This window comes from Corynebacterium yonathiae (assembly GCF_027570195.1).
Lineage (GTDB): Bacteria > Actinomycetota > Actinomycetes > Mycobacteriales > Mycobacteriaceae > Corynebacterium > Corynebacterium yonathiae.
Genome location: NZ_JAKMUZ010000053.1, coordinates 1 through 690, shown reverse-complemented (window position 1 = coordinate 690; position 690 = coordinate 1). Strand labels below are relative to the sequence as shown.

The window sequence follows — 690 nt, the reverse complement described above, 5'->3', positions numbered from 1 at the left end:
TCGATACACGAATGCGCATCGATTTAAGGCGCTAGAAGTATTCGACAGGACTCAATCTGTTACAAAGACTGTCCGTGAGTTGGGTTACCCAGGCCGTTGGACGCTCCACCGCTGGATTAGACAGCGGTCTGAACCACCATCTTCTCCTATTCGGCGAACAACGCTGAAACGCTACCCGTTTACGACAAAGCTTAAAGCCGTCGAGCTTTTCAACTCCGGCATGTCTCCTGATGCCGTTGCAGCCGAACTATCGCTGAACTCGAAAATGAGCGTCTATGCTTGGGCCCAACGATTCCGTGAGGAAGGAAAGTGGGGCTTGATGAGCGCAACTGAACGCAAACAGTCAGCTGGCATCGTAACTCACAACGCCTTGGAGAAGTCGCTTCCAGACGATGCGAGACAGCTTAAGAAACTGGCAGCACGACTATCAGCGGAAAAGGCCGTGTTAGAGAAAGAGCTGGAAGAAATAAAAAAAGACGACAGCATCGACCCAACCAATCTCAGTAACAGATTTAAAACTATTGTGGTCGATGCGTTACGGTCTGCTTTTCCTATTTCACTGCTGCTTGACATCGTCGGGCTATCGTCTTCTAGCTTCTATTATCAGCTCAAAGCCATGAAGAGTCCTTCAAAGTATGCGGAGTTGACCGAAAAAATTACCGAAATCGTACAAGACTCCGGATTCAGCTA

1 protein-coding gene is annotated in these 690 nt (G+C 48.7%); it reads left to right on the top strand.

The annotated features are described in order from the left end of the window. Positions 1-220 precede the first annotated feature (220 nt). Positions 221-690 (top strand): terminase gpP N-terminus-related DNA-binding protein (locus L8V22_RS11635; RefSeq protein WP_420840012.1); only part of this gene is annotated, 470 nt, incomplete at its 3' end.